Here is a 22,183-nt window from a genome sequence, read left to right as displayed (position 1 = left end):
CTTACTTTTTCGAAAAGATCGTACGCGCGAGAATGTTGAGACCCAACACTCCGAGCGTGATCAGGAATACCCCAGCCCACGCCAGCGACTGCCACTGCGCAAACGGGCTCATCGCGAACTTGAAGATCGTGACCGGCAGGTTCGCAACCGGCTGATTCATGTCCATCGTGAAGAACTGGTTCGACAGCGCCGTGAAGAGCAGCGGTGCCGTTTCGCCGGCGATACGCGCGATCGCGAGCAGCACGCCCGTCACGATGCCCGCGACCGACGCCTTCAGCGTAATCGACAGCACCATCTTCCACTTCGGGGTGCCCAGTGCGAACGCCGCTTCGCGCAGCGCGTTCGGCACGAGCTTCAGCATGTTCTCCGTGGTGCGGATCACGATGGGAATCTGCAGCAGCGCGAGCGAGATGACACCCGCCCAGCCACTGAAGTGACCCATCTTCGCGACGACGAGGGCATACACGAACAGACCGACCACGATCGACGGCGCCGACAGCAGAATGTCGTTGATGAAGCGCGTGATGGTCGCGAGCCAGCCCTTCTGGCCATACTCGGCGAGATACACGCCCGCCATGATGCCGATTGGCGTCCCGACGAACGTCGCCAGCACGACCATCATCACGCTGCCGACGATCGCGTTCGCGAGACCGCCGCCGTCCGTGTTCGGCGGCGGGGTCGACTGCGTGAAGAGCTCGACGGACAGGCCGCCGACGCCGAGCCGCAGCGTCGTGTACAGAATCCACACGAGCCACAGAATGCCGAAGGCCATCGCCGCGAGCGAGAGCGTCAGCGCCACCGCGTTGGTCGCCTTGCGGCGCTTTTGCAGCTTGTTGCGCATCGCTTCGAGCGCTGCGCCATCCGTGCTGCCCGGCATGTTCAAGGAGGACTGGCTCATTTCGCGCCCTCCCCTTTCTCGAGGCGAAGCAGCATGATCTTCGAAATCGCCAGCACGATGAAGGTAATCACAAACAGGATCAGGCCGAGTTCCATCAGCGCGGCCGTATGCAGGCCCGGAGCGGCCTCTGCGAATTCGTTCGCAAGCGCCGAGGTGATGCTGTTACCCGGAGAAAAGAGCGACACGTTGTCGAGCAGGTTCGTATTGCCGATCACGAACGTGACGGCCATCGTCTCGCCGAGCGCGCGGCCGAGACCGAGCATCACGCCGCCGATCACACCCGTCTTCGTGAACGGCAGGACGATCTTCCACATCACTTCCCACGTCGTGCAGCCGATGCCGTACGCCGATTCCTTCAGCAGCACGGGAGTGACTTCGAACACGTCGCGCATCACGGAGGCAATGTACGGGATGATCATGATGGCGAGAATGACGCCCGCGCACAGAATGCCGATGCCGATGGGCGGGCCCTTGAACAGCGCGCCGATGATCGGCATGCCGCCGAGCAGCGTGCCGAGTGGCTTTTCGAACCATGTTGCGAAGATCGGCGCGAACACGAGCAGACCCCACATGCCATAGACGATCGACGGAATCGCGGCGAGCAGCTCGATCGCGATGCCGAGCGGCCGGCGCAGCCAGGTGGGCGACAGTTCCGTCAGGAAGAGCGCGATGCCGAAGCTGACGGGCACCGCGATGATGAGCGCAATGATCGACGTCGCAATCGTGCCGTAGATGGGCACGAGCGCGCCGAACTGTTCGGACGGCGGATCCCAATCGGCAGTCCACAGGAATGCGAGGCCGAATTTCTGGATCGTCGGCATCGAAGCAATGATCAGCGACACAATAATGCCGCCGAGCAGCAGTAGTGTGACGATGGCGGAAAGCCGGGCGACGCCGCCGAAAATGATGTCGCCTGCGCGGCTAGGCGCTTTCTGCGCCGTGCTACCGGGCGGAGTCGACCGGGCCGCGTCAGAAGAGAGAGGGAGGTCGGACATGGGAGTCGATAAACCTGTTTCCGGTTTCCGGTTGCCGCATGGCGTATGCCACGCGGCCAGAACTACGGCCGCCGGGCCTCATCGAAGCCGGGCGGCCGGCCGCGAGCCAATAAGTCATGCGCGCGGTAGGTACAACTGCGTGTCTAAGCTTACTCTGCGAGCGACTTGCCTGATGCGTCCTTGACTTTTGCCTTCCACTGCGTCTTGATTTCCGACACGACGGATTCAGGAAGCGAGATGTAGTCCAGATCGTTTGCCGCCTGGCCGCCGTTCTTGAACGCCCAGTCGAAGAACTTCAGCGTTTCCGCGCCTTGCGGACCCTTTTCCTGCGTCGTGTGCAGCAGCACGAACGTCGCGCCGACGATCGGCCATGCGTTCTTGCCCGGCTCGTTCGTCAGGATCTGGTAGAACGACTTCGACCAGTCTGCGCCCGCTGCCGCTGCCTTGAACGTTTCCGTCTTCGGCTCGACGACCGTACCCGACGAGTTCTTCATGTCGACGTACGTCATGTGGTTCTGCTTCGCGTACGCCCACTCGACGTAGCCGATTGCGCCCGGCAAACGCTGCACGAATGCCGCGACGCCGTCGTTGCCCTTGCCGCCCGTACCCGTCGGCCAGCTGACCGTCGAACCTTCGCCGACCTTCGACTTCCACTCCGCGTTGACCTTCGACAGGTAGTTCGTCCAGATGAACGACGTGCCCGAGCCGTCGGCACGGCGGACCACGGCGATGTCCGTATCCGGCAGCTTTGCCTTCGGGTTCAGTGCGGCGATTGCCGGGTCGTTCCACTTCTTGATCTTGCCGAGGTAAATGTCGCCGAGCACTTCGCCCGACAGCGTGATTTCGCCAGCCTTCACGCCCGGCACATTGACAACGGGAACCACGCCGCCGACAACCGTCGGGAACTGGAACAGGCCTTCCTTCGCGAGTTCGTCGTCCTTCAGCGGAGCGTCCGAGCCCGCGAAGTCGACGGTCTTTGCGACGATCTGCTTGATGCCGCCCGATGAGCCGATGCCTTGATAGTTAACCTTCCCGCCGCCCGTCTTCTGGTACGCATCGGCCCACTTCGTGTAGATCGGTGCTGCAAAGGTGCTGCCCGCGCCGGTGATGTCGGCGGCCTGCGCTGCGATCGCAAAGAGAGCGCCAGCCATGCCAGCGAACGCGGTTTGCATCAGTTTCATGTTTTCTCCGTGGTTGTGAGCGTGTGCAACGACACCGCGAAGAATAGTGACCCTTTGTGACAGTCATGTGACTATCCGTGAAGTTACCGTGACAGTCTTATTACGCCCGTGAAAGGCGCTTTGCCATGGCTTCTGCCCATGCAGCAGTTGCGCGTTGAATCGGCGCCTTGACGTTCGACATTGGCGCGGTGCGAACGTTTGCGCGGCTCGGCACCGATGCCGTAATGTTCCAAGTGCTGTTTTAATGTCGTAATGGTACGCGGCATAAAAAAAGGGCGGCATGAAGCCGCCCTTTTCGTCTTCTGTCTGGAATCGCGGTTATCGCGCCTGTCGCTCTTGTTGCTCCTATCCCGAATCAGGACGTGGCCTGCTTGACGACGGTCGCGATCCTCTCGGCATGGTGCACGGCGTCTTTCTCGTGCGCGGCTTCCACCATCACGCGCAGGACCGGTTCGGTGCCCGACGCGCGGATCAGCACACGGCCGCTGCCGTCAAGCGCGCCTTCCGCCTCGTTGATCGCGCGACGGATTGCGTCATTGCCCTTCCAGTCCGCGCCTGGTTGCATCCGCACGTTAATCAGCTTCTGCGGGAACAGCGTCACGCCTTCGAGCAGTTGCTCGAGCGAGCGGCCACTGCGCTGCATAGCGGCGAGCACCAGCAGCGCCGAAACGATTCCGTCGCCCGTCGAATGGCGATCCAGCGACAGGATGTGCCCCGAGCCTTCCGCGCCGAGTTCCCAGCCGTGCTCGCGGAGCTTTTCCAGCACATAGCGGTCGCCAACCGCGGCGCGCACGAATTGCACGCCCTTGTTCTTCAACGCGACTTCGACGGCCATATTGGTCATCAACGTGCCGACTGCGCCATCGACCTTGCCTTGCGTCGCGATACGGTCCTGCACGAGCACATACAGCAGTTCGTCGCCGTTGTACAGCCGCCCGTTCGCGTCGACGATCTGCAGACGGTCAGCGTCGCCGTCGAGCGCAACGCCGAGATCCGCCTTGTTTGCGCGCACCGCGCGCACCAGCGCATCCGGCGCCGTCGCGCCGACGCCGTCGTTGATGTTAAAGCCGTTCGGCGATACGCCGATCGTGATCACGTCCGCGCCGAGTTCGTGGAAGACGTGCGGCGCCACGTCGTACGCAGCGCCGTGTGCGCAATCGACGACCAGCTTCATGCCGCGCAGATCGAAGGCCTGAGGGAACGTGCCCTTGCAGAACTCGATGTAGCGGCCGGCCGCGTCATCCAGACGGCGCGCCTTGCCGAGGCGCTCGGACGGCGCACATTCGAGCGGTTTGTCCAGCTGCTCTTCGATTTGCGACTCGACTTCGTCCGGCAGCTTGTTGCCGTCGGCGGAGAAGAACTTGATGCCGTTGTCGTAATACGGATTGTGAGAAGCGCTGATCACGACACCCGCCGCGAGACGCAGCGCACGCGTCAGATATGCGACCCCCGGCGTCGGCATCGGACCGGCCAGCATGACGTCGACGCCAGCCGCCGAAAAGCCCGATTCCAGCGCAGCTTCGAGCATGTAACCCGACACGCGCGTGTCCTTGCCGATCAGCACAGTAGGCCGCGAGCCCGTCTTCGCCCAGGTGTCGGCGCCCGCCAGCACCTTGCCGGCCGCGTAACCGAGCCGCAGCACAAAGTCCGGCGTGATCGGCGGATCGCCGACCTTGCCACGAATCCCGTCCGTTCCGAAATACCGACGTGCCATATTGGAATTTTCCTCCCAAGCGTGGAGATCAGGCGCGCCGCGCTGCGTCGCGCGTCGCCACCCATACTTTCAGTGCATCCACCGTCTGCGCCACATCGTGCACGCGGATGATCGCTGCCCCCCGTTCAGCCGCGCACACGGCGGCTGCAATGCTTGCTGCCACCCTTTCCGGCGCAGGCCGGTTCACGACGGCCCCGAGCATCGATTTGCGCGACATGCCAGCGAGAATCGGCAGCGGCGTGCCGACAACCGGCGATGTCTCAGGCAAGTGGGCGAGCAGCGCGTAATTATGCTCGACCGTCTTGCCAAATCCGAAGCCCGGATCGACGCTGACGCGATTTTTCGCAACACCGGCCTTTATCATCGTAGCGACACGTTCTTCCAGAAAGGCGCGTATGTCGACAACGACGTCCCCGTAGACCGGCTCGCCGACCTGCATCGTCTGCGGTTCGCCCAGCATGTGCATCACGCACAAGCCGCATTGGCTGTCGCGCACCGCATCGATCGCGCCGGGCATCCTGAAGCCCCAAATATCATTAATCAGATCAGCGCCCGCCGCCAGCGCATGACGCATCACTTCGGGCTTGTACGTGTCGACGGACACCGGAATGCCTGCGTCGCTCAGTTCCTTGACGAGCGGAATCACCCGCTCCAGTTCCTCGGCCAAGGGCACAGGTGGCGCCCCTGGCCGGGTCGACTCGCCGCCGATATCGATGATATCGGCGCCTTCCGCCAATAGCCTCTCCGCCTGCAGCCGCGCCTTGCCCGGATCCGCGTACAGGCCGCCATCGGAAAAGGAGTCGGGCGTGACGTTCAAGATGCCCATCACGAGCGGACGTTCGAACGTGAACGTAAACCGGCCGCATTGCATCGGTTCGGCAATCGGATAAGGCGGAGAGTAAAAGTTGGGCACGAGAATAGGCTAAGACGAAAAGCAATGGATTCAGGACATACCGCGACTTCATCGCGATCAGTCCAGCATTAGAAATGAAAACGGGCCGGTGTGAAATCACACCGGCCCGTAAAACACCTTTAACCGATTATCAGGTAGCCGGCGCGGTCGCGCTGCCCGGCTTGACTTCCGTGCCGGGGCTGCTGCCGCCCGAAGCATCGCCCGGCGACGGGGTGCTCTTCGGCGAGCGCGGCGGGCGGCCCGCCATGATGTCGTTAATCTGATCGGCGTCGATCGTTTCCCACTCCATCAGCGCGGCAGTCATTGCCTCGACCTTGTCGCGGTTCTCGTCGAGCAGACGCTTCGCGAGGCTGTACTGCTCATCCAGCACACGGCGGATTTCGGCATCCACCTTCTGCTGCGTCGCTTCCGAAATCGTGCGCGTGAAGCCACGTCCGAATGGCGACTGATCGTTCTCGTCGTCGACGTAGACCATCGGCCCCAATGCGTCCGTCATGCCGAAGCGGGCAACCATGGCGCGCGCCGTGGACGTCGCCTTGTTGAAGTCGTCCGAAGCGCCCGTGCTGATCAGGTTCAGGAAAAGTTCTTCCGCCACCCGGCCGCCGAACAGGATAGCCAGTCGGTCAAGCAGATAGTCCTTCGAGTACGTCTCGTTGTCGTGCTCCGGCAGCTGCCACGTCACACCCAGCGCACGGCCACGCGGAATGATCGTGACCTTGTGCACCGGGTCGGCCTTCGGCAGAAGCTTGGCGATCACCGCGTGACCCGACTCGTGATAAGCCGTCGCGCGCTTCGCGTCTTCGCGGATCACAGCCGACTTACGCTCCGGACCCATGAAGATCTTGTCCTTCGCGTCTTCGAAGTCCTGCATTTCGACAATGCGCTTGCCGCGGCGTGCTGCAAACAGCGCGGCTTCATTCACAAGGTTCGCGAGGTCCGCGCCCGAGAAGCCCGGCGTGCCGCGCGCAATCACTGCTGCGTCGACGTCGTTCGCGATCGGCACCTTGCGCAGGTGTACCTTCATGATGTGCTCGCGGCCGCGGATGTCGGGCAGACCGACGTACACCTGACGGTCGAAACGGCCCGGACGCAGCAGCGCCTTGTCCAGCACGTCCGAACGGTTCGTCGCAGCGATCACGATCACACCGGAGTTCGCCTCGAAACCGTCCATTTCGACGAGCATCTGGTTCAGCGTCTGCTCACGCTCGTCGTTGCCGCCGCCCATGCCGGCGCCGCGATGACGGCCGACCGCGTCGATTTCATCGATGAACACGATGCAAGGCGCATGTTTCTTTGCCTGTTCGAACATGTCGCGCACCCGAGCCGCGCCCACGCCGACGAACATTTCGACGAAGTCCGAACCCGAGATACTGAAGAACGGCACTTTCGCTTCACCTGCAATCGCGCGCGCAAGCAGCGTCTTACCGGTTCCCGGCGGGCCGACCAGAAGCACACCGCGCGGAATCCGGCCGCCCAGCTTCTGGAACTTCTGCGGATCGCGCAGGAAGTCGACCAGTTCGGACACCTCTTCTTTCGCCTCATCGCAGCCCGCGACATCCGAGAAATTGATCGCGTTGTTGTTCTCGTCGATCAGACGTGCGCGGGATTTGCCGAACGAGAAGGCACCGCCTTTCCCGCCTCCCTGCATCTGCCTCATCATGTAGAACCAGAATCCGATGATCAGGATGGTTGGCCCGAGGTAGTACAGCGCGGATACCAGCGCATTCGGTTCGTCGTCAGCCTTGCCGCTTACCTGGACGCCATACTTCATCAGGTCGCCGACCATCCAGATGTCGCCCGGCGACACGATTTGATACTTCTGACCGTCGGCGGGTGTCACCGTAAGGTTGCGACCCTGGACGATCACGCTCTTGACCTTGCCGCTCTTCGCGTCATCCATGAACTGCGAATACGAAACGCCTTCCTGGACACGGGGCTTGTCGAACTGCTTGAACACCGTAAACAGCACCAGTGCGATAACCAGCCACACTGCTGCTTTCGAAAACATGTTGTTGTTCAAAGCACCACTCCTTCACTCATAGACAAGCGCCTACATTTGCCTTGCGGCACCACTCAGGCATTCTAATCCAGTCCGAAGACCCCTGCCATAAGCATTCGCTACCGCATAAATAGCGTACCGCGCAACCTCAGCGCTCTTATTTTCCGGCGTGCCGGAAATGCGGGCTCACACATCGCTGCACCCGGTTCAACGAGGCCGCTTCAGATGCCTCCCCAAAATGAACGTCTCGGACGACTTGTCCCGGGACGCTTTCGGCTTGCGCGCGGCCACCGTCTTGAACTGATGCTTGAACTTTTCGACAATCTGGCTATAACCGCTGCCGTGAAAGCATTTGACTAAAAGGGCACCATCGGGTTTCAGGTGGTTTTGGGCAAATTCCAGCGCCAGATCGCACACGTGCTCGATCCGCGCGGCGTCGGCCACCGCCACCCCTGACAGGTTGGGCGCCATATCCGAAATTACAAGATCGACATCGCGATCTCCCACCACTTCTTCCAGTTGCGCCAGGACATTGTCTTCGCGGAAGTCGCCCTGAATGAAGTGCACGTCGGCGATCGGCTCCATCGGCAGCAGGTCAAGCGCAATGATGGTGCCGTCGATGCCGCCTTCACGCTGCGCGTCGCGGTGTTTGCCCTGCGAAAGCTTGTTGCGCACATACTGGCTCCAGCTGCCGGGCGCCGCGCCGAGATCAACGATCACCTGGCCCGGGCGAATCAGCTTGTCCTGCTCGTCGATTTCCTTCAGCTTGTAGGCGGCGCGGGCGCGATAACCCTCCCGCTGCGCCATTTTCACGTACGGATCGTTGATGTGGTCGTGCAGCCACGACGTATTGAACTTGTTTTTTGCCATTAAACGTTGAACTCTTGCTACGTAATGCCGCGCTTTTAGCGGATAATACGCGTTTAATTCGCGCGGCAGCAGCCAAAGGCCGTGTCCGCGCCGTGGTTCTGCTTGCTGTCCGCGCCGTTGCACTTTGTGCCGGCGCAGTACGCAGTATTTTCTGCCCCGCAGTTTTCTAACCGCAGTTTCCTAACTTTCGCGCGCCGTCTGCCGTTTCGCCGGATCGACCGATTCCTGCTCGCGGGCGCCGCCATTTTAGTCGAGTCTTCCACTTCACATGCCCGCCCTCAAAGTTACTTCCGAACAACGCGCCGACTTGCGCTCCCAGGCTCACGCGCTCAAGCCGGTCGTGATCATTGGCGCCGAAGGACTGACCGACGCCGTGCTGGCCGAAATCAAGGTCCACCTGAAAGCGCACCAGCTGATCAAGATCCGCGTATTCGGCGACGAGCGCGAAGAGCGCGTCGCGATCTACGATGAAATCTGTGATCGTCTGAATGCCGCGCCGATCCAGCACATCGGCAAGCTTCTCGTCATCTGGAAGCCCGAAAAGGAAGCGACCGAGCGCGCTCCCACGGCTAAAGCCAAGGCCGGCGTGAAGCCGGCCGCGAAACGCGGCGCGCTCCCCAGCGCCCGCGAAGCCGCAGAGGAAGCGGCTTCGAACAAGGGACGCGCACCTCGCGTCGTGAAGATCGTCAAGGCGACCGACAATCCGCTGCGCCGCCCGAAGCCGCAAAAAGTGCTGGTGCGCGGCAACGAGCGCGTGACGGCAGGCGGTAACATCAAGAAAGCCAAGAAACGCCAGACCAGCGCAAAGCGCATGCATCAGACGTCGAAGTAAACCGAAAGTGGCGCGGAAAGCGGATTGGACATGTGTGGACCGTGCCGACCGAAGCACCCGCGCTCAGGGCGCATCATGTGGCGGTCATCCACCGCGGCTGGAGTCGCCAGCCGCTCGGATCGCTGATCCACCCGTCGCCATCGGCGTGGCCGGTTTATCCCGCCGCGCCACCGGCGACGTGCCCCTCCTCCGCTGACATGCCCGTTCCCGCCGGCAGCTTCCAGGCGAGCACGATACCGAGCAGACTTTCGATCAGATAGAACACGCTCGACAGGCCGTGCAGCATGCCGAAGCGGCTCGCATAGACGGAATGGCCGACATCCGTGCCCGCTTCCTGCGCGGCGATGCGCAGCGCATTCATGAACGGCTGCAACGCGAAGTAACCCACCAGCACGCACAACAGCATGCCGGCGATCAGCCAGCGCAGACGCCGGTATGCATTACCGCCGCGCCGCACGAGGACATTACACAGCGCGAGCAGCAGCACGCCGCACACCACGCCAATCACACCTTCGATGCGAAATAGCTGTGCCGCGACCGCGCCCGCCGTCATGCGATCGAGCGACGAAAACAGCACAGGTGCAACCGCATAGCCGATGGTCAGCACACTGCCGACCCACACGACCGTCAACAGGCGGAACAGGCGATGCGGCATCGAAGACACGGCACCCGCCTCAGATATAGCGGACCGCGATGATTTCGTACTCGCGCACGCCGCTCGGCGCCTGCACGGCCGCAACGTCGCCTTCCGACTTGCCGATCAGCGCACGGGCGATCGGCGAGCTGACCGAGATCAGGCCGTGCTCGAGATCCGCTTCGTCGTCGCCGACGATTTGATAGGTAACGGAATCGCCCGAATCCAGATCTTCCAGATCGACCGTCGCGGCGAACACCACGCGACCGTCGGCGTCGAGCGCGGAGGGGTCGATGATCTGCGCGGCCGCCAGCTTCGATTCGATCTCGGCGATGCGGCCTTCGATAAAGCCCTGCTTTTCTTTCGCAGCGTCGTACTCGGCGTTTTCCGACAGATCGCCTTGGGCACGCGCTTCCGCGATGGAATTGATGACAGCGGGACGCTCAACCGATTTCAAACGCTGCAATTCGTCGCGCAGCTGATCTGCACCGCGCTTCGTCAATGGAATAGTGCTCATAAACAACTCTTTGTCAAAAAACAGCCGCAAAAAAAATCACCGCGGTTAAGTGCATCCCCGACGGTGCGCAAACGTGGCACAAAGCCCGATCTGACACCTTAAGGGACGCCGCTTAACCGCGGCACTTACGTCTTCGACAGAAATCTGAAGCCTTAGTTTAGGCGAGCATGGAGTCCTTGTAAATCATAGACTTCCAGATCCTTCAGATAACGCAAACCTTCAACGGCCGCGCGCGCACCCGACATCGTCGTGTAGTAGGTGACCTTATTCGCCTGCGCGCTCATGCGGATCGAGCGCGAATCGGCGATGGCGGCACGCGTTTCGTCGACGGTCGTGAAGACCAGCGCGATCTCGCCGTTCTTGATCATGTCGACGATGTGGGGACGCCCGTCCTTCACCTTGTTCACGACACGCACGGGCACACCCGCCGCTTCGATCGCCGCCGCCGTGCCCTTCGTCGCGACGAGCGGATAGCCCAACTCGTGCAGCATACGGGCGACTTCGACGGCCTTCGGCTTATCGGCGTCCATCACCGTCAACAGCACCGTGCCCGATTCCGGCAGACGCGAACCTGCCGCGAGCTGCGACTTGAAGAGCGCTTCGCCGAACGTCTGGCCCACGCCCATCACTTCGCCCGTCGAACGCATTTCCGGGCCGAGTACCGGGTCGACGGCCGGGAACTTGACGAATGGGAACACCGCTTCCTTCACGCTGAAGTACGGCGGAATCACTTCCTTCGTGACGCCTTGCTGCGCGAGCTTCTGGCCGACCATCGCACGGGCAGCGATTTTCGCGAGCGGCAGGCTCGTCGCTTTCGACACGTACGGCACCGTACGCGACGCACGAGGATTCACTTCGAGCACATAGATGATGTCCTGCTTCGTGCCGTCGGCTTGCGGCACCTGCTGGATCGCGAACTGCACGTTCATCAGCCCGATCACGTTCAGTGCCTTCGCCATCGCGCCTGTCTGGCGCTTGAGTTCGGCAACCGTCTCGTTCGACAGCGAGTACGGCGGCAGCGAGCACGCCGAGTCGCCCGAGTGCACGCCCGCCTGTTCGATGTGCTCCATCACCCCGCCGATGAACACCGTGTCGCCGTCCGAAATGCAGTCGACGTCGCATTCGATCGCGTCGTTCAGGAAACGGTCGAGCAGCACAGGCGAATCGTTCGACACCTTCACGGCCTCGCGCATATAGCGTTCGAGATCGCGCGGCTCGTGAACGATTTCCATCGCCCGGCCGCCCAGCACGTACGACGGACGCACGACGAGCGGGTAACCGATTTCGTCGGCGAGCTTGAGCGCTTCGTCTTCCGCGCGCGCCGTGCGGTTAGGCGGCTGGCGCAGGTCCAGGTCTTGCAGCAGCTTCTGGAAACGCTCGCGGTCTTCCGCGGCGTCGATCATGTCCGGCGATGTACCGACGATCGGCACGCCGTTCGCTTCCAGATCGAGCGCGAGCTTCAGCGGCGTCTGTCCGCCGTACTGAACGATCACGCCGAGCGGCTTTTCCTTGTCGACGATTTCGAGCACGTCTTCGAGCGTCAGCGGCTCGAAGTACAGGCGGTCCGACGTGTCGTAGTCGGTCGAAACGGTCTCCGGGTTGCAGTTGACCATAATCGTTTCGTAGCCGTCTTCGCGCATCGCGAGCGCGGCATGCACGCAGCAATAGTCGAACTCGATGCCCTGGCCGATCCGGTTCGGGCCGCCGCCCAGCACCATGATCTTCTTGTTATTGGTCGGATTCGCTTCGCACTCTTCCTCGTAGGTCGAGTACATGTACGCCGTCTTCGTCGCGAATTCGGCCGCGCAGGTGTCGACGCGCTTGTACACGGGACGCACGTTCAGTTCGATGCGGCGCTTGCGCACGTCGGCGCCCGTCACGCCGAGCAGCCTGGCCAGGCGGCGATCCGAGAAGCCGCTCTGCTTCAGATAGCGCAACTCTTCCTTCGTGAGGCTCGCGAGCGTACGGCCGTCGAGCGCCTTTTCCTTGCGGATGATCTCTTCGATCTGCGCGAGGAACCACGGATCAATTGCCGTTTCCTCGAAGATTTCCTGTTGCGTGAGACCCAGACGGAATGCGTCGCCGACGTACCAGATACGGTCCGGACCGGCCTCGCCGATCTCGCGGATCACTTCGTCGCGGCTGGTCGTCTTCTCGTCCAGACCGTCGACGCCGACTTCCAGACCACGCAGCGCTTTCTGGAACGACTCCTGGAAGGTGCGGCCGATCGCCATCACTTCGCCGACCGACTTCATCTGCGTGGTCAGGCGCGGATCGGCTTCACGGAATTTCTCGAACGCGAAACGCGGAATCTTCGTGACGACGTAGTCGATCGTCGGTTCGAACGATGCCGGCGTCTGGCCGCCCGTGATTTCGTTCTTCAACTCGTCCAGCGTGTAGCCGACCGCGAGCTTCGCCGCGACTTTCGCGATCGGGAAGCCCGTCGCCTTTGACGCCAACGCCGACGAACGCGACACACGCGGGTTCATTTCGATCACGATCATCCGGCCGTCTTTCGGGTTGATCGAAAACTGGACGTTCGAGCCGCCCGTGTCGACGCCGATCTCGCGCAGCACCGCAAGCGATGCGTTACGCAGGATCTGATATTCCTTGTCGGTGAGCGTCTGCGCCGGCGCGACGGTGATCGAGTCGCCCGTGTGAATCCCCATCGGGTCGAGGTTTTCGATCGAGCACACGATAATGCAGTTGTCCTGCTTGTCGCGAACCACTTCCATCTCGTACTCTTTCCAGCCGAGCAGCGATTCTTCGATCAGCAGTTCGCGCGTTGGCGACAGGTCGAGACCGCGCTTGCAGATTTCTTCGAATTCTTCGCGGTTGTATGCAATGCCGCCGCCCGAGCCGCCGAGCGTGAACGACGGACGAATCACGATGGGATAGCCGCTGCCCCCCGTGAACGCGGCGATTTCCGCGTGCACGTGCATCGCCTCTTCCATCGAATGCGCGATACCCGACTTCGCCGAGCCGAGGCCGATTTTCGTCATCGCGTCCTTGAACTTCTGACGGTCTTCGGCCTTATCGATCGCTTCCGGTGACGCGCCGATCAGTTCGACGTTGTACTTTGCCAGCACACCGTGGTGATGCAGATCGAGTGCGCAATTCAGCGCGGTCTGGCCGCCCATCGTCGGCAGGATCGCGTCCGGGCGCTCCTTCGCGATGATGCGCTCGACCACTTCCCACGTGATCGGCTCGATGTACGTGACCTCGGCCGTGTTCGGGTCGGTCATGATCGTCGCCGGATTGCTGTTGACGAGGATAACCTTGTAGCCTTCCTCACGCAGCGCCTTGCACGCCTGCGCGCCCGAGTAATCGAACTCGCACGCCTGGCCGATGATGATCGGACCCGCGCCGATGATGAGAATGCTCTTGATGTCTGTCCGCTTGGGCATAACGCTCTCGCTAATGTATTCCTGAGTTCTTACTGTTGGCACGCCGACGGTGTGCCGTTCGGACAATGCCGAACGGCGTCGCGGAGCACGCCTTGTTACCGTCGCTGTTCGCGAGCTGCGCTTATGCCGCCGCCGACTTATTGCCCTTCGCCTGGTCCATCAACGCGGTGAAGCGGTCGAACAGATAAGCGATGTCATGCGGACCGGGCGACGCTTCCGGGTGACCCTGGAAGCAGAAAGCCGGCTTGTCCGTCAACGCGAAGCCTTGCAGCGTGCCGTCGAACAGCGACACGTGCGTGACCTTCGCGTTCGCGGGCAGCGTGTCGGCGTCCACGGCGAAACCGTGGTTTTGCGACGTGATCACGACGCGGCCATCTTGCAGATCCTTCACAGGATGGTTCGCACCGTGGTGGCCCGTTTTCATCTTCATCGTCTTCGCGCCGACGGCGAGACCCATGATTTGATGGCCGAGACAGATGCCGAACGTCGGAATGCCGCGTTCGATGAATTCGCGCGTGGCGGCGATCGCGTAGTCGCACGGTTCCGGATCGCCGGGGCCGTTGGACAGGAACACGCCGTCCGGATTGAGCGCAAGCGCATCGGCGGCCGAGGCTTGCGCCGGCAGCACGGTGACCTGGCAGCCGCGTTCGGCGAGCATGCGCAGGATGTTGTACTTGACGCCGTAATCGAATGCGACCACGCGATAGCGCGGCGTGTTCTGCATGCCGTAGCCGCTGCCGAGACGCCATTCCGTCTGCTTCCATTCGTACGGCTTTTGCGTCGACACGACCTTCGCGAGGTCCATCCCTGCGAGGCCGGGGAACGAGCGTGCGAGTTCGATTGCCTTCGCTTCGTCATCCGACCCTGCGAGAATCGCGCCGTTCTGTGCGCCCTTGTCGCGCAGCACGCGCGTGAGCTTGCGGGTATCGATACCGGCGATCGCGACGACGCCTTCCGCCTTCAGGTAATCGGGGAGCGTGCGCTCCATGCGGAAGTTCGACGCGAGAATGGGCAGATCACGGATGATCAGTCCGGCGGCATGGACTTTCGTAGCTTCGACATCTTCGGCGTTCACACCGACGTTGCCGATGTGCGGATACGTCAGCGTGACGATCTGGCGCGCGTAACTGGGGTCCGTCAGGATTTCCTGATAACCGGTGATGGCGGTATTGAAGACGACTTCGCCGATCGTATGGCCGGGCGCGCCGATCGAGTAACCACGAAAGACCGTGCCGTCGGCGAGCGCGAGCAGAGCGGAAGAAAATGACGGCAACACGGGAGACTCCTTGGGCGAGCACCCTGTTGCCGACCTGTCTATCCGACCGTGCGGGCCGCGGCAGCAGCATCTGAGGATGCGCGCGCAGGCTCGCTCGCGTTGCGCTGTTCGCGGGAAGTCGCATCGGGCCTCGCGGAACTGGCAGCCGGCCCATTGTGTAGGCTGACTGGCTGATCACGGGCGCTGGCGACGGTAGCCGGATGTATGGACGAAGATACGACCGGGACTACAACGAAACGCGGCGGATGAACGGTGTGGGAGAGGTAGGCGCTAGGGTGCGGGTTGATAAGCTCAAACCTTGAAATTATAGCCTGAAATGACCCTTCTCTTCAAATCCGAGATGGGCGAGCAACGGGCGAACTGGATTCGACGGCACGCTCGGGCGCAATGGGCCTGCTGCAAGCGCGCGCTTCGCCACCCTCTTTCGCTTTATCAGGATTACGCCGGTCGAGTTACGGCTGATGCTCGGCGTGAATGTGTGCGGGGTCTTTGGCAAGCACCCGGCTCGGCAGCATGTACCAGACAGCGCTCGCCAGTTGCAGCCCGACGAGAACACCCCACGCCATCAGATGCGCAGCGCGCGGATAGTGACCGTCGACAGGCGTCCAGCGCGACAACACGGCGCCGACGCCGATCTGAAAACCAAAGATCAACAGGAAAATGATCAGGGTCAGCGTGGTGTTGGCGCGGCCGATCAGATGCGGCGGGAAATGGCGCGCGAGCACCGCATAACTCAGGATGCCGACGCCCCCAAAAACCCCGTACGCCGCCCACAGCAGCCCCGCCGGTAGCGGCGCCTGCAGCATGATCAGCAACTGCGTGATCACGAACAGCGCCATGCCGACACCGCAAAACGCATACAGCGACAGGCCGCGCCGCTCCATGCCGCGGGCCGCAGCGCCGAAGCCCACGCAGCCGGCCATCATCGCGAAGCCCAGCACAGACACCAACGCGGCCGCTTTGTGCGTGCCGAAGCCCGACACGTCGCGCAGCCAGGCGCCCACCCACAGCGATTGCATCGCGTAAAAGACGCCCTGCGTGACCACCGAGAACGACGCGATCTTCCAGAAGGCCGCGCTGCGCAGAATGTGCCAGGTGCCCTTGAACTGGCTGACGAGGCTCGCCTGATGGCGCGTCTCCTGCTTTTCGGGTGCGAATGCCCACAGCATTGCCGCAACCGCGATCGTGAGGACGACGAGCGCGAAACAGACGGCGCGCCAGCTCGCGAACGTCAGCACCCACGTCAGCGGCGAACCGACCGCGACGCCGCCCAGACCGCCGACGGCCATCACGAGCCCGTTGATCAGCGGCAGCCGCGCCGTCGGGAAATGCTGCGCGAGGGCCTTGAACGCGCCGCCGAGACACACGGACACGCCGACACCAATCAGAAGCCGCCCCGCCATCATCGCACCCACGCCGTGTGCCGCGCCGAACACACCGATGCCGGCGGCCGCGAACAACAGCATGCCTGCCGTCACGCGACGCGAACCGTAGTGATCCAGCAGTACGCCGGCCGGCAGTTGCGCGCCCGCGAAGCCAAGAAAATAGAGACTGGTTAACAGACCGAGATCGGTGGCCGACAAGCGCAGCTCATGGGTGATCAGCGGTGCAAAGCCGAGGTTGACGCCACGAAAAACATACGAAACGAAGTAGCCGGCGGAGAACAGCAGGAAGACACGAAGGGGCGTCGAACACATGATGCGTCATCAGGATGGCCCCAGCGGGCCCGAGGGTGAACGATAGCGGAATCGTGTCCGTCGTGGTGCAAGACCGCGCTTGCCGTACGGAAAACACCAGTGGGAAACGGTCGGCGAAAAGCGTCGGCCGAAATGAGAAACGCCGCCATTTGACGGGACGGCGTTCTGGAAATCAGGCGAGATCGGAGCGCACTTCACGCGATGCCCCCGCACGCGTGTTTGGTCATCCTCGAAAGTACTCTTGTTCTTTACTTGCTCTTCTTCGCGCTGGCCGAGACCTTGTGGTGGCTGCCCGTCTCCGCCTTCGACGCCTTGCCAGCCGCTTCCGTCGAAACCTTCGTCACCTTGCCTTTTGCGGGAGCGGGCTTGTCGGTCTTGCCGACCGGTTCCGACACTTTGACCATGCCAGTGTGGCCGCGGCCTCGCTTCTTATCGTAGCGCGATTCAGAATGCGTATCCGCGATCTGGGCGCCGGCCTTCTCCACGCCACCGCCGACGGGCACCGTGGCCAGCTTCTGCGGGCCCGGCTCGCTCGGCATCGCCTTGCCGACGGGCACGTGCAGCACGACGACCTGACCCGGCATCACCACGTCGCGCCTGGTGCGGTTCCAAGCCTTCAACTGACCGATCGACACATCGTAGCGATCGGCCAGCACCGCCATCGACTGCTTGCGACGCACGCGAATCAGCATCTTGCGCGTGTCGGGCACGTCTGGCTCCATCGCTAGCGTGGCGCTTTCGGCAACGTCGGCGCTGATGTCTTCGTCGTCGTCATCGGCGCGCGGCACGACGATCGTCGAACCCGGCTTCAGGCGCATGCCCGCCGGAATCTTGTTCACGGCCATCAGCGTATCGGCGTCGACACCGATCTTTTCGGCGATCGCGGCGGGACGACTGCGCTCGGTGACCGTATAGGTCGTCCATGACGACAGCGAGCCCGAGTAAGACTTCAGGTTGCGCTCGAAGGCGCTGGCATTGTCGAACGGCAGCAGAATCTGCGGCTGCGTCGCGCCGAGAATGACCGGTTTCTTGAACGACGGATTCAGCGAACGGAATTCGTCCGGCGTCATGTTCGCAAGCTTCGCCGCCGTGTCGACGTCGATATCGTGCGACGTCGTGACGGTGACGAAGTACGGGTGGTTCGGAATGGACGGCAGCGTGAGCCCGTAGACCTGCGGGTTCGCCACGATGTTCTTCACCGCCTGCAACTTCGGCACGTAGTTGCGCGTTTCCATCGGCATGCGCAGGCTCTGGTAGTCCGTCGGCAGACCGGCGGCTTCGTTGCGCGCGATCGCGCGCTGCACGTTGCCCTCGCCCCAGTTGTACGCGGCGAGCGCCAGATACCAGTCGCCGAACATATCGTGCAGGCGCGACAGATAGTCGAGCGCGGCACTGGTGGACGCGAGCACGTCGCGGCGTTCGTCCTGCCACATGTTCTGCTTGAGGTTGTACGTTCGGCCCGTGCCCGGCACGAACTGCCACATGCCTGCCGCCTTCGCGACAGACAGCGCCTGCGGGTTGTACGCGGATTCGATGAACGGCAGCAGCGCGAGCTCCGTCGGCATGTGGCGCGCTTCGAGTTCTTCGACGATGTGGTACAGGTACTTCTGCGACCGTTCGGTCATGCGCTGCACGTAATCCGGGCGCTGCGCGTACCAGTTCGCCTGCATGTCGACGAGGTCGCTTTGCAGGTCCGGCATCTGGAAACCACGACGGATACGGCCCCAAAGATCGCTGTCTGCGCTCGTCAACTGGTCGACGGAACCCTGGTCGACGTTGATGGTTTCTTTGGCGGTGGCGGTCTTGCGGAGGGCGTCGGCTACGGCTTGCTGGCTAGCGGGATTGGAAGCAGTGGTAAGGCTATTCGTCGTAGGCCCCTGGCTCGCGCATGCGGCGAGCGTCAGGACCAACAACGCGCAAAAGATGAATCTCATGAACGTCTCGGCTTCCAAAGGGGCTGGAATTTGCAGCCGATAGTACGAAAGTGCGCCGTTCCCGTCAATCAGAAAGATGTGAAAAAGTCTGCCAAATCTGAGGCTTGGCGATCATTTCTACGATTTGGCTGAGCATGCCCCCATGAATGGAGCGGTTAGCGGAACCTGTTCTTCCACTCGCGCATCAATGTGAAAGCGGCCAACCGGTCCGGCACTGATTCATGTAGCTGCTCGGCGAGCGTCGATTGCACGGAGGCCTCGCCCGCCCGCAAGAACGGGTTCACTGCACGCTCGTGTGCGATCGTCGTGGGCAGCGTCGGCATGTGACGGGCGCGCAGTGCCGCCGCTTCGTCGCGCCAGGCTCGCAGGACGGGGTTGTCAGGCTCGCAGGCGAGCGCGAAGCGGATATTCGATAGCGTGTATTCGTGCGCGCAGTGCACCTCCGTTTCGCCGGGCAGTGCGGCGAGCGCATCCAGCGACTCGAGCATCTGCGCTGGCGTCCCTTCGAACAGCCGGCCGCAGCCGCAAGCGAACAGTGTGTCGCCGCAAAACACGTGCGGCGTGCCGCGCGAGTCGGCCGCCTGGAAATACGCTATGTGCCCGCGCGTATGACCGGGCACGTCGAGAATCGTGAAAGTGAGAGAAGGCGCGGCGATATGCACGGTGTCGCCCTGCACGAGGCGTTCCGTCAGCCACGGAATCGCTTCTCCCGCCGGCCCGTAGACGGGCAAAGCCTGGCTCGCATCCTGGCCGTTCAGCAGATCGGCTACTCCGCCGACGTGGTCGGCATGATGGTGGGTGAGTAAAATAGCGCTCAGCCGCCATCCCCGTTTCGCCAGATAGGCCTTCACCGGGGCGGCGTCGCCCGGATCGACGACGACGGCATGATGTCCATCCGACACGACCCAGATGTAATTGTCATCAAACGCCGGGACGGGCACGTACTCGAGCGAATTCATAGGCGACGCATTCTTTAACATGTCTGACCGATCGATTATAGACTGGCCCGCCTGGACCACCTCCCCGCCCGGACGCTATGTGCTGGAGTGGGAGCAGGCGCAGCTCGACCGCGTCGTCTCCGACGTCTTCGGTTATCACGCGCTGCAACTGGGCCTGCCTCAACTGGACGCGCTGCGCGAAAACCGCATGCCCTGCCGCGGCCTCGTGCTCGATGCCGAAAGCGGCGCAAGCGCGCCATACACGTTTCCGCGCGGCGTCGCGGGCGGTCTGCCCGAGCGCCACGCCCCCGTCGGACGCAGCGCCGTCTGGTGCGACCTGCTCGATCTGCCGTTCGAGGCGCAAAGCGTCGATCTTCTCGTGATGCCCCATACGCTCGAGTTCACGCGCGACCCGCACCGGCTGTTGCGCGAGGCGGAGCGCGTGCTGATGCCTGAGGGCCAGCTGATCATCATCGGTTTCAATTCGCTGTCGCTGTGGGGAGCGCGGCAGTCGGTCGGCAAGGTCGCGGGACGGCCGTTCGTGCCCGCCGCCCACGACCTGATCGCCTTTACGCGCCTGAAAGACTGGATCAAGCTGCTCGGCTTCGACCTTGAACGCGGACGCTTCGGCTGCTATCGTCCGCCCCTCGTCGGCGAAAATTGGCTGTCGCGCTATCAGTTCATGGAAGCCGCCGGCGACCGCTGGTGGCCGATCTTCGGCGCCGTCTACGTGGTCACGGCGATCAAGCGCGTGCGCGGGATGCGCCTCGTCGGTCCACTGAAAGTCAAGAAGCCCGTGCTGGCCGCCGGCCTCGCGCCCGCCGCCACACCCAACACCCGCAACAAGACCCAATGAGTTCTGATCTGATCGAAATCTTCACCGACGGCGCCTGCAAGGGCAATCCGGGGCCCGGCGGCTGGGGCGCGCTATTGCGCTACGGCACGCAGGAAAAGGAATTGTTCGGCGGTGAAGCGAACACAACCAACAACAGAATGGAACTGATGGCCGTGATCGCTGCGCTCGAGGCGCTGAAGCGTCCATGCAAGGCCGTCGTGCACACCGATTCGCAATACGTGCAGAAAGGCATCAGCGAATGGATCCACGGCTGGAAGAAAAAAGGCTGGGTAACGGCGGCGAGGGCGCCCGTGAAAAACGCCGATCTCTGGAAGCGGCTCGACGCGCTCACGCAGCAGCATCAGCTCGAGTGGCGCTGGGTCAAGGGACACGCGGGGCATCCGGAGAACGAGCGCGCGGATGCGCTAGCCAATCGCGGCGTGGCTTCGCTGGCAGATCTCTGACGCGCGCCCGCGGCTTGTTTCGAAGCATCCTATTTTTTTCACGCATCAACACAGGCAGGCAACACGATATGCGTCAAATCATCCTCGATACGGAAACGACAGGACTGAATGCGAGAACGGGCGACCGCATCATCGAAATCGGCTGCGTCGAGCTGGTGAATCGCCGGCTGACGGGCAACAACCTGCACTTCTACATCAATCCGGAGCGCGACAGCGATCCGGGCGCATTGGCCGTCCATGGCTTGACGACGGAATTCCTGAGCGACAAGCCCAAATTCGCCGAGATCGCCGACACGCTGCGCGACTTCATCCAGGACGCGGAACTCATCATTCACAACGCGCCCTTCGACATCGGCTTTCTCGACGCCGAGTTCGCGCTGCTCGGGCTGCCGCCTTTTTCGCAGTATTGCGGCGAGGTGATCGACACGCTCGTGCGCGCGAAGTCGATGTTCCCGGGAAAGCGCAATTCGCTCGACGCGCTGTGCGACCGCTTCGGCATCAGCAACGCACATCGCACGCTGCACGGCGCACTGCTCGACTCGGAACTGCTAGCCGAGGTCTACCTCGCGATGACACGCGGCCAGGAAAGCCTCGTGATTGACATGCTCGGCGAAACGGCAGCGGACGACGCAGGCGGCGCGAAGCGCGTGATGCTCGACACGCTCGAACTGATCGTGCTAGCGGCGACGGACGACGAGCTCGCCGAACATGAAGCATTGCTCGACGGTCTCGATAAATCGCTGAAGGGAACGAGCGTGTGGCGCACGCATCCGACCACGGAAGATGCGTCCGCAACAGCTGATGCGCAAATTGCTTAAGAAAGTGCTTGTCGAACTCCGAAAGTCCTGACATAATGCACAGCTCTTCGGGTGGTTAGCTCAGCGGTAGAGCACTGCCTTCACACGGCAGGGGTCACTGGTTCGATCCCAGTACTACCCACCAAATTCGAAGAACAGAAGGCCCGGACGGAAACGCCCGGGCCTTTTTCTTTTGTTTTTCTCTTGCCTTCTTCTTTCGCGGTTTCCTTTCGCGCCGGTTTTCCGTCAACTGGATCGGGTTTGGCGCACGGCACTCACCGC

At 62.3% G+C, this 22,183-nt stretch carries 18 protein-coding genes and 1 tRNA gene; 5 read left to right on the top strand and 14 right to left on the bottom strand.

Translation table 11 applies throughout. From position 1 onward, the window contains the following. Position 1: 1 nt before the first annotated feature. The 7 genes from pstA to BPHY_RS04450 form a co-directional block, all read right to left on the bottom strand. Positions 2-898 (bottom strand): phosphate ABC transporter permease PstA, encoded by an 897-nt coding sequence (gene pstA, locus BPHY_RS04480; RefSeq protein ID WP_012400292.1) that lies wholly within the window; start codon positions 896-898, stop codon positions 2-4. After that, positions 895-1,893 carry a phosphate ABC transporter permease PstC gene (pstC, locus tag BPHY_RS04475; protein WP_012400291.1) on the bottom strand — a complete coding sequence of 333 codons (999 nt, stop codon included), beginning with the start codon at positions 1,891-1,893 and terminating at the stop codon, positions 895-897. Before pstC ends, pstA begins: the two co-directional genes overlap by 4 nt. 149 nt (positions 1,894-2,042) lie before the next feature. After that, positions 2,043-3,074, bottom strand: a complete 1,032-nt coding sequence (pstS, locus tag BPHY_RS04470) for a phosphate ABC transporter substrate-binding protein PstS (protein WP_012400290.1) — start codon at positions 3,072-3,074, stop codon at positions 2,043-2,045. A gap of 355 nt (positions 3,075-3,429) precedes the next feature. After that, entirely contained in the window at positions 3,430-4,788 is a 1,359-nt protein-coding gene (glmM, locus tag BPHY_RS04465) for a phosphoglucosamine mutase (RefSeq protein ID WP_012400289.1), read from the bottom strand. 28 nt (positions 4,789-4,816) lie between these two features. Continuing rightward, positions 4,817-5,659, bottom strand: coding sequence for a dihydropteroate synthase (gene folP / locus BPHY_RS04460; RefSeq protein WP_012400288.1), 843 nt, complete (start codon positions 5,657-5,659; stop codon positions 4,817-4,819). 172 nt (positions 5,660-5,831) lie between these two features. After that, positions 5,832-7,721, bottom strand: a complete 1,890-nt coding sequence (gene ftsH / locus BPHY_RS04455; RefSeq protein WP_012400287.1) for an ATP-dependent zinc metalloprotease FtsH — start codon at positions 7,719-7,721, stop codon at positions 5,832-5,834. A 186-nt stretch (positions 7,722-7,907) separates the two neighbouring features. After that, the gene (locus tag BPHY_RS04450) at positions 7,908-8,570 is read right to left on the bottom strand and encodes an RlmE family RNA methyltransferase (RefSeq protein WP_012400286.1); all 663 of its coding nucleotides are present in this window, start codon (positions 8,568-8,570) and stop codon (positions 7,908-7,910) included. 268 nt (positions 8,571-8,838) lie between these two features. Between BPHY_RS04450 and BPHY_RS04445 the strand changes: the two genes are divergently transcribed. After that, a complete protein-coding gene (locus tag BPHY_RS04445) occupies positions 8,839-9,402 on the top strand; it encodes a YhbY family RNA-binding protein (RefSeq protein WP_012400285.1) in 564 nt (187 codons plus the stop codon). Positions 9,403-9,556: 154 nt separating this feature from the next. On the opposite strand, the gene BPHY_RS04440 is transcribed toward BPHY_RS04445, so the two are convergent. The 7 genes from BPHY_RS04440 to gloB form a co-directional block, all read right to left on the bottom strand. Beyond that, positions 9,557-10,057 (bottom strand): DUF4149 domain-containing protein, encoded by a 501-nt coding sequence (locus BPHY_RS04440; protein ID WP_012400284.1) that lies wholly within the window; start codon positions 10,055-10,057, stop codon positions 9,557-9,559. 19 nt (positions 10,058-10,076) lie between these two features. After that, positions 10,077-10,553, bottom strand: a complete 477-nt coding sequence (gene greA, locus BPHY_RS04435; protein WP_012400283.1) for a transcription elongation factor GreA — start codon at positions 10,551-10,553, stop codon at positions 10,077-10,079. Between the two features lie 152 nt (positions 10,554-10,705). Next, positions 10,706-13,960 carry a carbamoyl-phosphate synthase large subunit gene (carB, locus tag BPHY_RS04430; RefSeq protein WP_012400282.1) on the bottom strand — a complete coding sequence of 1,085 codons (3,255 nt, stop codon included), beginning with the start codon at positions 13,958-13,960 and terminating at the stop codon, positions 10,706-10,708. 121 nt (positions 13,961-14,081) lie between these two features. Beyond that, positions 14,082-15,236, bottom strand: a complete 1,155-nt coding sequence (gene carA / locus BPHY_RS04425; RefSeq protein ID WP_012400281.1) for a glutamine-hydrolyzing carbamoyl-phosphate synthase small subunit — start codon at positions 15,234-15,236, stop codon at positions 14,082-14,084. 452 nt (positions 15,237-15,688) lie between these two features. Beyond that, entirely contained in the window at positions 15,689-16,933 is a 1,245-nt protein-coding gene (locus tag BPHY_RS04420; protein WP_012400280.1) for an MFS transporter, read from the bottom strand. 248 nt (positions 16,934-17,181) lie between these two features. After that, positions 17,182-18,867 (bottom strand): transglycosylase SLT domain-containing protein, encoded by a 1,686-nt coding sequence (locus tag BPHY_RS04415; RefSeq protein WP_012400279.1) that lies wholly within the window; start codon positions 18,865-18,867, stop codon positions 17,182-17,184. A gap of 155 nt (positions 18,868-19,022) precedes the next feature. Further along, the gene (gene gloB, locus BPHY_RS04410) at positions 19,023-19,826 is read right to left on the bottom strand and encodes a hydroxyacylglutathione hydrolase (RefSeq protein WP_012400278.1); all 804 of its coding nucleotides are present in this window, start codon (positions 19,824-19,826) and stop codon (positions 19,023-19,025) included. A 19-nt stretch (positions 19,827-19,845) separates the two neighbouring features. On the opposite strand from gloB, the gene BPHY_RS04405 reads away from it, so the two are divergent. The 4 genes from BPHY_RS04405 to BPHY_RS04390 all read left to right on the top strand — a co-directional run bounded on the left by BPHY_RS04405 (position 19,846) and on the right by BPHY_RS04390 (position 22,046). Next, complete coding sequence (locus BPHY_RS04405; protein WP_012400277.1) at positions 19,846-20,661, top strand: class I SAM-dependent methyltransferase; 816 nt, start codon at positions 19,846-19,848, stop codon at positions 20,659-20,661. After that, positions 20,658-21,104: a ribonuclease HI gene (gene rnhA, locus BPHY_RS04400; protein WP_012400276.1), complete on the top strand. Its 447-nt coding sequence runs from the start codon at positions 20,658-20,660 to the stop codon at positions 21,102-21,104. The genes BPHY_RS04405 and rnhA overlap by 4 nt, the downstream gene beginning before the upstream one ends. A 68-nt stretch (positions 21,105-21,172) precedes the next feature. Then, a complete protein-coding gene (gene dnaQ / locus BPHY_RS04395; protein WP_012400275.1) occupies positions 21,173-21,922 on the top strand; it encodes a DNA polymerase III subunit epsilon in 750 nt (249 codons plus the stop codon). A 49-nt stretch (positions 21,923-21,971) separates the two neighbouring features. Next, a tRNA-Val gene (locus BPHY_RS04390) sits at positions 21,972-22,046 on the top strand. Positions 22,047-22,183 lie beyond the last annotated feature (137 nt).

It is taken from the genome of Paraburkholderia phymatum STM815 (assembly GCF_000020045.1).
GTDB lineage: Bacteria > Pseudomonadota > Gammaproteobacteria > Burkholderiales > Burkholderiaceae > Paraburkholderia > Paraburkholderia phymatum.
This window is presented reverse-complemented; position numbering and strand designations above follow the sequence as displayed.